This is a genomic window from Aeromicrobium sp. REDSEA-S32_B7, from assembly GCF_001626145.1.
Lineage (GTDB): Bacteria > Actinomycetota > Actinomycetes > Propionibacteriales > Nocardioidaceae > Aeromicrobium > Aeromicrobium erythreum.
Genome location: NZ_LUNF01000276.1, coordinates 1 through 8409 on the forward strand (window position 1 = coordinate 1; position 8409 = coordinate 8409).

Here is an 8409-nt window from a genome sequence, read left to right on the forward strand (position 1 = left end):
GTGATGCAGCGCGTGATAGCGCAGGCCGACGGGCGCCCACAGTTCGGCAATCCGGCCCGGGGGCGGCACGTTGACGCTGTCGAGGAACTGCGCGGTGACGGTCATGGCCTCGCCCTCGTTCTCCCACAGATGCGCCACCAGAGTGCGCAGCTGGTTGAGCAGCGCGACCACCGAGGCCACGGGCCTGACCTACGGGGACTGCTGGGTCGACCGGCCGCAGAACCTCGAGGTGAAGGGCGGCGCCCTGCGCCTGACGACGCGCAAGGAGTCCGAGCCCGTCACCTGCACCGCCAACGGCTCCACCGTCACGACGCCCTACACGTCGGCGTCCGTGACCACCTGGGGCCACTACACGATGAGCCGGGGACGGGTCGAGATCCGCGCGAAGATGCCCGCGAGCTCCGGCCCCGGCGTCCACAGCGCCCTCTGGCTGTTCCCGCAGACGCTGAAGTACTGGGGCGACGGCCTCGGCACCGGCGAGATGGACATCGCGGAGTTCTACTCCCAGTACCCGGACCGCCTGATCCCGACCGTCCACTACGCGACGTCGACCCGCGACTACACGAACTACTTCTGCATGGTCGACGACCCGACCGCCTGGCACACCTACGCGCTGGAGTGGGACCGCGAGCGCATCCGCGTCGAGTACGACGGGCAGGTCTGCCTCGACCACGCCATCCGCACGTCGGACACCTCGGTCGAGCAAGGCCGGCCGTTCGACCAGGACTACACGATCAACCTCACCCAGATGCTGGGCGTCGACGGCAACAAGCCGACGTCGGGCACGACCTTCCCCGCCACGCTGCAGGTCGACTGGGTGCGCGCCTGGCAGTGACGGGTCGGTGGGGGCGGCTGCACGAGGTCGGTAGCGTGACCCCGTGAGCGACTCGCCCCCGCGCCGGCTGCTGCTGGTCAACGGCCCCAACCTGAACCTGCTCGGCACGCGCGAGCCCGCCGTGTACGGGCACGAGACGCTCGACGACGTCGTCGCGCTCGTCGAGCGGACCGCCGACGAGCTCGGCTACGCGGTGCGGGCGCTGCAGAGCAACCACGAGGGCGTGCTCATCGACGCGATCCACGAGGCCCGCGAGGACTGTGCGGGGGTCGTCATCAACCCGGGTGGGCTCACGCACACGTCGGTGGCGTTGCGCGACGCCCTCACCGGCGTGGCGCTGCCGTTCGCGGAGGTGCACGTGTCCGACGTGCACGCCCGCGAGGAGTTCCGCCACTTCTCCTACCTGAGCGACGTCGCCGCGGTCACCGTCGTCGGGGAGGGTGTCGCGGGCTACGGTCGCGCGGTCCGCGAGCTCGTCGCCGCCCTGGCCACCGAGGAGGACGCCTCGTGAGCGACGGACCCCGCAACGTCCCGCACAAGAAGCAGCTCGCCGTCTCCCGACGCGTGCGCGTGCCCGGGCCCGACGCCGACTGGGCGGCGCTGCACGCCTTCGCGCAGACCTTCGACGCGGCCTTCTTCCTGTCGTCGTCCACGGCGACGATCGTGCAGCTCGCCTACCGGCCCGCGTTCGAGGCCGTCGAGCGCGGAGAGCACCTGGGTGGCGACCTGGGCATCACCCTGCTGCGCGCAGCCCTGTGGTTCCAGGCCAGGTCGGACACCTTCGCCGGCGCCTCCGACTTCTCCAGCCCCGAGGTCGAGCGCTTCTACCGCGCCGTCTGCGAGGAGCTGCACACCCGCACCCACGGCTGGGTCGAGGACGCCACCTGACCCTCCGCCGAGCGGATGGCTTCGCTGGTCGAGTAGTCGACGCCGCGACGAAGGAGCAGGCGGAGGTCGAGACCACTCTGGGCGTTCGCTGGGGGTTGGCCCGCGCTGGGCTGTTGCCGGGTGGTCTCGATACGTCCGAGCCTCGCAAGCTCGCTCGGACTACTCGACCAGCGGAGTGTTCCGCTGGTCGAGTAGTCGACGCCGCGACGAAGGAGCTGACGGAGACGTATCGAGACCACTCCACGCCGACGCTGGGGCTTGGTCCACGCTGAGCCGTTGCCGGGTGGTCTCGATATGCAGGGACCTCGCAAGCTCGTCCCTGCTACTCGACCAGCGGAACCTGCCGCTGGTCGAGTAGCGCGGAGCCGCGAGGGACGAGCGTGCTTCGGGCGTATCGAGACCACTCTGTGCTGTCGCTGGGGGTCGGTTCGCGCTGAGCCGTTGCCGGGTGGTCTCGATACGCAGCCACGGCGCTCCTTCGTCGCGCGTGCCGCTGCTCGACTGGCGGTGGTCGGCGGGCAGGGGGGATCGTGCCTACGGTGAGGCCATGACCCGCTACCTCACGATCTGCGCCGTGGCGCTCCCGCCGCTGTTCACCGCCGCGCTCGGGCTGACGCACCCGGCGGTGCTGACCGTCGAGGACGCGGCGCACTGGCAGATGATGCACACCGTCCTGCTGCCCGTCTTCCCGCTCCTCGCGCTGGGCCCGTGGCTCGTCGCCCGCCAGCACGACCGCGCCGTCGGCGTCGTGGTCGGTGTCCTGGCGTACGTGTACGCCTGCTTCTACACCAGCCTCGACATCCTCGCCGGGATCGCCGGCGGGGCCATCAAGGACGCCGAGGCGGGCGGCCTCGGGATCGTCTTCCCCGTCGCGGGCGACCTCGGCGCCATCGGGTCCTACGCCTACATCGCCGCGACCGCGCTCGCCGTCGGCGTCGCGAGCCGCGCCGGCGTGATGCGGGCGCTGCCCGGCGCCGTGCTCACGCTGGTCGGCTCCGTGATGTTCTGGCAGGAGCACGTCTACCGGCCGTGGGGCGTGCTTTCGATGGTCCTGCTCGCCGCGGGCTGGACCTGGCTCGTCGTCGCTACAGGTCCGCGAGCAGCCGCACCGTCGTCGCCCACGCCTCGCTCCGTGGGTCGATGACGACGAAGTGGTCGCCGTCGACGGGCGTGAGCGTCGCGTCGGCACCGGCGTCGGTGGCTGCGGCGACGTAGGCCTCCGACTGGCTGATCGGCACGGTCGAGTCGTCGCGTCCGTGGACGCAGCGCACCGGCACGTCGAGCGGGACCTGGCCGGTCGGGTCGGCGTCGGGCACCTGGTCGACGGGCCGGCCGAGGAACGCCTCCACGGCCCCGGCGCCCAACGAGGCAGCCCCCGCGAGGTCGAGCACGCCCGCCTGGGAGACCGCGGCCGTCACGGGGACCTTCGCATCCGTCCACGGCTGCAGGCGTTGACGTCCCGCCGCCCACACCGCGAGGTGGCCGCCGGCCGAGTGGCCGAGCGTCACCACGCGCGAGAGGTCGAGGCCGTCGACCTCCGCGAGCTTGTCGATGCCCGCGCTGACGTCGTCGGGCGTCTGCGGCCACCCGCCACCGTTCCCGACCCTGCGGTACTCGAGGTTCCAGGCGGTCCAGCCCTCCTCCGCGAGCGACGCGGCGAGCGGACGGCCGAGCGAGAGGTCGTACTGCGCGCGCCAGAACCCGCCGTGGATGACGACGACCACCCCGCGTGAGGCTCCCGACGGACGGGTCAGCTCGGCGAACTGCGACGGGTCGGAGCCGTAGGCGATGCGTTCCATGTCGCCCATGCTGCCACCGCCCGACGTGGGTGCACTGGGGCCGGAGCAGGCGGCGAGCGCAGCCGTGCCGACCGCCGCGGCCCCGAGCGAGAGAAATCGACGACGGTGCACCCGTCCATCCCACCGCACGGCGTGCGTCCCTGCAGGTCGATGCACGGTCGACGCTCGATAGGATCGGGTCTCGGCGAGGGTGGGAGGTGGGTGCATGGACGTCCACGACCTCGACGTGTTCCTCCTGGTCGGCTCGGGCGTCCTCATCGCGGCGATCCTCGCGGTCCGGCTCTCCGTCAGCGTGGGGCTGCCGTCGCTGCTCGTCTACCTCGGTCTCGGACTCGTGCTCGGCGAGGAGGGCCTGGGTGTGCAGTTCGACGACGCCGACCTCGCGCTCGCGGTCGGCTTCGGCGCACTCGTGCTGATCCTGGCCGAGGGCGGTCTGACGACCCGGTGGGAGCACGTGCGCCCGGCGATCGGCCTCGGCCTGCTGCTCGCGACCCTCGGGTCGGTGGTCAGCGTGCTCGTCGTCGCCGGCGCGGCCCACTACGCGCTCGACCTGCGGTGGGAGATCGCGGTCCTGCTCGCCGCCGTGCTCACGCCCACCGACGCGGCGGCGGTGTTCTCCGTGCTGCGCGCCGTGCCCATCGCACCCCGGGTGAAGGGCGTGCTGGAGGCGGAGTCGGGGCTCAACGACGCGCCGATCGTCGTGCTCGTCACCGCGTGAGCGCCGGTGAGATCGCCGACGGCGGTGCCCTCTCCTTCATCGGGCTGATCGTCTTCGAGATCGTCGTCGGCGCGGTCGTCGGCCTGGCGGTCGGGTTCGGTGCCGCGAGGCTGCTGCGCCAGCTCGCGCTGCCGGCGTCGGGCCTCTACCCACTGATCGTGCTGGCGTTCACGGTGCTCGCGTACGGCCTCGCCGTGCTCGGCCACGCCAGCGGCTTCGCGGCCGTGTACCTGTGCGCGCTCGTGCTCGGCAACACCGAGCTCCCGCACCGCGTCGCCACCCGCTCGTTCGTGGAGGGCATCGGCTGGCTCGCGCAGATCGGCCTGTTCGTCATGCTGGGCCTGCTCGCGAGCCCCTCGGAGTTCACGCTCTGGCACCTGTGGACGGGACTGGTCGCGGGCGCTGTGCTGACCTTCGTCGCCCGGCCGCTGTCGGTCCTGGTCTGCGCCACCTGGTTCCGGGTCGGCTGGCGCGAGCAGCTGTTCGTCGGCTGGGCGGGCCTACGGGGTGCCGTGCCGATCATCCTCGCCACGATCCCGCTGGCCGCAGACGTGCCCGGCTCGCGCGACCTCTTCGACATCGTCTTCGTGGCGGTCGTCGTCTACACGCTCGTGCAGGCCGCGCCACTCGCGCGCCTGGCGCGCTGGTGCGGGGTGCTGCGCGACGACGTGCGCGACCTCGAGGTCGAGGCCGCGCCGCTCGAACGGGTCTCGGCCGACCTGCTCCAGGTCCACGTGCCGCGCGGATCGCGCCTGGCGGGCGTCGAGGTGGGCGAGCTGCGCCTGCCCACAGGGGCGTCGGTGTCGCTCGTCGTGCGCGACGGCACGCCGTTCGTGCCGCACCGCACCACGCGGCTCGTGCGGGGCGACGACGTGCTCGTCGTGGCCACGCGCGACGTCCGCGAGCTCACCGAGCAGCGTCTGCTCGACGTCGGCCGCCACGGACGGCTCGCCGGCTGGGACGCGGCCGACCCTGCCTGACCCGCCGCGCCTGTTCCGGTGTGGTCAGGCCGCAGGGACCGTGGGCAGGCAGACCGTGAAGCGACGGTCGTTGCTGGTGTCGCGCACGTCGCGCCCGAGCTGGCGGAACCCGTCGCCGACGACGACCGTCACCGACCCCTCGTCGACCGGGATGTCGGGCTCGACGTACTGCACGCGGGAGCCGAACTGCGCACCGACGAGCCGGACGCGCGGGTCCTTCGGGTCGTCCGTGAGCACGGCGGCCACCCGTGGCCTGACCTTGCTGTCGGAGTTCCCGATCTGGCCGGCGAGGAACCCGCGACGCTGCAGGTTGATGGAGACGCGGTTCGCCAGACCGGCCCGGCTGCTCGCGTTGTAGACGTCGACGCTCACGAGGCTGCTGGTCACACGGTCGTCCTTCTCCACGACGCGGCGTTCGCAGGTGGGTGCAGCCTCACCGGTGTCGGCCTCGGCGGTGACGAGCCGGAAGCCGACGAACAGCCCCAGCACGAGCAGCAGTGCACAGCCGAGCAGGACGAGGGGGCCGACGGCTCCGCTGCGGGGGTTCATCGACGGGCTCCGATCGTCAGGACGCGGGCGTGCAGCATGGACCGCTGCTGCAGGGCGGCGCGGACGGCGCGGTGCAGCCCGTCCTCGAGGAACAGCTCGCCGTTCCAGGCGACGACGTGCGCGAACAGGTCGCCGAAGTACGTCGAGTCCTCGTCGAGCAGGTTGGCCAGGTCGAGCTGCGTCTTGGTGGTCGTGAGGTCGGAGAGGTGCACCTGCGTGGGCGACAGGTCGGCCCACTCGCGCTGCGACAGTCCGTGGTCGGGGTACGGCCGACCGTCGCTCACCCTCCGAAAGATCACGACGTCAGTGTAGACAGCACGACCGCCGCGCAGCGGTAGCCTGACCGCCATGAGCACGGCTGACGGGGACGGTCGACCCACCGACGGCGACGCGAGCGCGTCCGACCTCGCCGCGCAGGCCGCGCAGGCTGCCGCTGCGGCGGAGGAGCAGCAGGCGGGCGTGGCGGTGCCGTCCGATCCTGTGCCGGACCACTCTGGGCCCCAGGATCCGGTGGTCGAGGAGGTCCGTGCGGGCTACGCCTTCGACGGTCCGGTGGTGGAGATCGGCGCCCTCGTCGTCGACGACGTCGCCGTGCCGTCGGCGCCCGTGCGCATCCCGCTCGGCATGCTCAACCGGCACGGGCTGGTGGCCGGCGCGACCGGCACCGGCAAGACGCGGACGCTGCAGCTGCTCGCGGAGCAGGTCTCGGCGCACGGCGTGCCCGTGTTCGCGGCCGACGTGAAGGGCGACCTCTCCGGCATCGCCGTCCCCGGCACCCCGAGCGAGCGCCTCACGCAGCGGTGCGCCGACGTCGGGCAGACGTGGCAGCCGCTCGGCTCGCCCACGGAGCTCCTGACCCTCGGCGGCCTCGGCACGGGCGTGCCGGTCCGCGCGAGCCTGGAGTCGTTCGGTCCGCTCCTGCTCGCGAAGGTGCTGGGCCTGAACGAGACCCAGGAGTCGTCGCTCGGACTCGTCTTCCACCACGCGCGCGAGCAGGGACACCGGCTCGTCGACCTCGGCGACCTGCGCTCGGTGCTCACCTGGCTCGTCGGCGACGGCAAGGCCGAGCTGAAGGAGCTCGGCGGGCTCTCGTCGGCCACCGTCGGCGTGATCCTGCGCGAGCTCGTCGCGTTCGCCGACCAGGGCGCCGACGTCTTCTTCGGCGAGCCCGAGCTCGACGTCGCCGACCTGCTCCGCCTGGCCCCCGACGGCCGCGGCGTCGTGTCGTTGCTGGAGGTGCCGTCGGTGGTGGACCGGCCGACGCTCTTCTCGACCTTCCTCCTGCACCTGCTGCGCACGCTGTTCGCGACGCTGCCCGAGGTGGGCGACGTCGAGAAGCCGCGCCTCGTGTTCTTCTTCGACGAGGCGCACCTGCTGTTCGCCGACGCGTCGAAGGACTTCCTGGCGCAGGTGACCCAGACCGTGCGGCTCATCCGCTCCAAGGGCGTCGGCATCGTGTTCGTCACGCAGACGCCGAAGGACGTGCCGTCGGACGTGCTCGCCCAGCTCGGGTCGCGGGTCCAGCACCAGCTGCGCGCCCACACGCCCGACGACGCCAAGGCCCTCCGCGCGACCGTCTCGACGTACCCGACGTCGGGGTACGACCTGGGCGAGCTGCTCACCCGGCTCGCGATCGGCGAGGCCGTCGTCACGGTGATGGACGAGCGGGGTGCCCCCACCCCCGTCGCGTGGACCCGGCTGCGGGCGCCGCAGGGGTCGATGGCTCCCGCACCGGCCGACGTCGTCGCGGGACTCGTCGCGGCGTCGCCGCTGCTGCCCCGCTACGGCACGCGCGTCGACCCGCCGTCGGCGACGGAGGCGGTCGAGGCCGCCCGCGGAGCTGCCGAGGCGCGCGCCGAGGCCGACCGGGCCGCGCGCGACGCCGCCGCCGAGGCCGGACGCGTGGCCCGTGAGGCCGACCGCCTCGAGCGCGGGCCCCGGCGTCGGACGCGCTCCCGCACGACGTCCACGGGTCGCTCGACGCTCGACCGCGCGGTCGGCGAGGCGTCGCGCACGCTCGCGCGAGAGCTGGCGAAGAGCCTGTTCCGTCGACGTCGCTGACCCTGGCTGTCGCGGGCGCCGACGGCGCCGGGCGACGTCGCCCGGGTGGCCTCAGGGTGACGTGCGGGTGACCGATGGGTGACGTCCCCGAGGTGCACACGGTGCCGTTCACGCCATAGTGAAGCCATGAGCCTCACTCCTGTCGGCACCCGAACGCGCCTCGGGGTCCGCGCCGTGGTGCTGGAGGTGGCGCTGATCGCCGTGCTCTACGTCGGCTACAGCGCCTCGCGGATGCTCGCCTCCGACGACCGCGGCGCCGCTCTCGACCGTGCGAAGGACCTGCTGGGTCTCGAGAAGGCCTGGCACCTGGACGTCGAGCAGGCCCTCAACACCTGGGTGGTGCACCACGACCTCGTGGCGGTCGCGTCGAGCTACTGGTACGCCACGGCGCACTACGTGGTCACCGCCGTCGTCCTCGTGTGGTTGTTCGTGCGTCGCCGCTGGCTGTACGGGCGCGCGCGCACGTCGCTCGTCGTGGCCTCGTTGGCCGGTCTGGCCTGCTACCTGACCGTGCCGATGGCCCCGCCGCGCTTCGTGGAGGGCTACACCGACGTGCGCGCCCTGCACTCGGCCGCGGGC

Annotated in this window: 12 protein-coding genes; 8 read left to right on the top strand and 4 right to left on the bottom strand. The window is 72.7% G+C overall.

The features are described from left to right. Positions 1-180 (bottom strand): hypothetical protein (locus A6Q79_RS16410; protein WP_317698790.1); only part of this gene is annotated, 180 nt, incomplete at its 3' end. On the opposite strand from A6Q79_RS16410, the gene A6Q79_RS16415 reads away from it, so the two are divergent. The 4 genes from A6Q79_RS16415 (at position 155) to A6Q79_RS16430 (ending at position 2867) form a co-directional block, all read left to right on the top strand. Continuing rightward, positions 155-835 (top strand): glycoside hydrolase family 16 protein, encoded by a 681-nt coding sequence (locus A6Q79_RS16415; protein WP_317698791.1) that lies wholly within the window; start codon positions 155-157, stop codon positions 833-835. The two genes, A6Q79_RS16410 and A6Q79_RS16415, sit on opposite strands and share 26 nt — an antisense overlap. 43 nt (positions 836-878) lie before the next feature. After that, entirely contained in the window at positions 879-1346 is a 468-nt protein-coding gene (gene aroQ / locus A6Q79_RS16420; RefSeq protein ID WP_067860397.1) for a type II 3-dehydroquinate dehydratase, read from the top strand. After that, positions 1343-1723 carry a hypothetical protein gene (locus tag A6Q79_RS16425; protein ID WP_067860395.1) on the top strand — a complete coding sequence of 127 codons (381 nt, stop codon included), beginning with the start codon at positions 1343-1345 and terminating at the stop codon, positions 1721-1723. The genes aroQ and A6Q79_RS16425 overlap by 4 nt, the downstream gene beginning before the upstream one ends. Positions 1724-2270: 547 nt before the next feature. Continuing rightward, on the top strand, positions 2271-2867 hold the full coding sequence (locus A6Q79_RS16430; protein WP_289017009.1) for a hypothetical protein: 597 nt from the start codon (positions 2271-2273) through the stop codon (positions 2865-2867). Here A6Q79_RS16430 and A6Q79_RS16435 read toward each other — a convergent pair. Beyond that, the gene (locus tag A6Q79_RS16435) at positions 2809-3633 is read right to left on the bottom strand and encodes an alpha/beta hydrolase (protein WP_317698792.1); all 825 of its coding nucleotides are present in this window, start codon (positions 3631-3633) and stop codon (positions 2809-2811) included. The two genes, A6Q79_RS16430 and A6Q79_RS16435, sit on opposite strands and share 59 nt — an antisense overlap. A gap of 94 nt (positions 3634-3727) precedes the next feature. On the opposite strand from A6Q79_RS16435, the gene A6Q79_RS16440 reads away from it, so the two are divergent. Then, positions 3728-4240 (top strand): cation:proton antiporter, encoded by a 513-nt coding sequence (locus tag A6Q79_RS16440; RefSeq protein ID WP_317698793.1) that lies wholly within the window; start codon positions 3728-3730, stop codon positions 4238-4240. Next, positions 4237-5220, top strand: a complete 984-nt coding sequence (locus tag A6Q79_RS16445; protein WP_317698794.1) for a potassium/proton antiporter — start codon at positions 4237-4239, stop codon at positions 5218-5220. Before A6Q79_RS16440 ends, A6Q79_RS16445 begins: the two co-directional genes overlap by 4 nt. A 24-nt stretch (positions 5221-5244) precedes the next feature. Here A6Q79_RS16445 and A6Q79_RS16450 read toward each other — a convergent pair whose 3' ends face one another. Both A6Q79_RS16450 and A6Q79_RS16455 read right to left on the bottom strand, forming a co-directional pair. Next, entirely contained in the window at positions 5245-5769 is a 525-nt protein-coding gene (locus tag A6Q79_RS16450; RefSeq protein ID WP_067860388.1) for a LytR C-terminal domain-containing protein, read from the bottom strand. After that, positions 5766-6068 carry a type II toxin-antitoxin system VapB family antitoxin gene (locus tag A6Q79_RS16455; protein ID WP_067861882.1) on the bottom strand — a complete coding sequence of 101 codons (303 nt, stop codon included), beginning with the start codon at positions 6066-6068 and terminating at the stop codon, positions 5766-5768. Before A6Q79_RS16455 ends, A6Q79_RS16450 begins: the two co-directional genes overlap by 4 nt. Before the next feature lie 49 nt (positions 6069-6117). Between A6Q79_RS16455 and A6Q79_RS16460 the strand changes: the two genes are divergently transcribed. Together A6Q79_RS16460 and A6Q79_RS16465 are read left to right on the top strand one after the other, a co-directional pair. Beyond that, positions 6118-7830, top strand: coding sequence for a helicase HerA-like domain-containing protein (locus A6Q79_RS16460; RefSeq protein ID WP_317698795.1), 1713 nt, complete (start codon positions 6118-6120; stop codon positions 7828-7830). Positions 7831-7956: 126 nt separating this feature from the next. Then, a partial coding sequence (locus tag A6Q79_RS16465; RefSeq protein ID WP_317698796.1) for a phosphatase PAP2 family protein occupies positions 7957-8409 on the top strand: 453 nt, incomplete at its 3' end.

Excerpts from the sequence above, each read along its gene's own strand:
- A6Q79_RS16430 (WP_289017009.1), top strand. The coding sequence starts at position 2,271 with ATGACCCGCTACCTCACGATCTGCGCCGTGGCGCTCCCGCCGCTGTTC.
- A6Q79_RS16440 (WP_317698793.1), top strand. The coding sequence starts at position 3,728 with ATGGACGTCCACGACCTCGACGTGTTCCTCCTGGTCGGCTCGGGCGTC.
- A6Q79_RS16450 (WP_067860388.1), bottom strand. The coding sequence starts at position 5,769 with ATGAACCCCCGCAGCGGAGCCGTCGGCCCCCTCGTCCTGCTCGGCTGT.
- A6Q79_RS16460 (WP_317698795.1), top strand. The coding sequence starts at position 6,118 with ATGAGCACGGCTGACGGGGACGGTCGACCCACCGACGGCGACGCGAGC.